The sequence below is a fragment of the Sedimentibacter sp. B4 genome, from assembly GCF_000309315.1.
Taxonomy (GTDB): Bacteria; Bacillota; Clostridia; order Tissierellales; family Sedimentibacteraceae; genus Sedimentibacter; species Sedimentibacter saalensis.
This window is the reverse complement of the sequence record NZ_CANG01000330.1, coordinates 1-205: the sequence shown is the minus strand read 5'-3', so window position 1 is coordinate 205 and position 205 is coordinate 1. Positions and strand designations below refer to the sequence as shown.

General features: G+C 67.3%; 1 protein-coding gene. It reads left to right on the top strand.

The genetic code is table 11. The features are described 5' to 3' along the window. The coding region (locus BN358_RS23380) for an NADH-quinone oxidoreductase subunit H (RefSeq protein ID WP_198018411.1) at nucleotides 1–205 on the top strand (205 nt) is incomplete at both ends.

The following is a 205-nucleotide window of genomic DNA, read 5'->3' as shown; positions in this document are numbered from 1 at the left end:
GCGGGTTGGTCGTCCAACTCGCCGTACTCGCTGCTCGGCGGCCTGCGCTCGTCGGCCCAGATGATCTCCTACGAGATCGCGATGGGTCTGGCCCTGGTCGCGGTGTTCCTGTACGCCGGCTCGATGTCCACCCACGACATCGTCGAGGCGCAGCGGACGGCGTTGTCCCCCTTCGGCATCGACCTCGGCCTGCAGTCCTGGTACT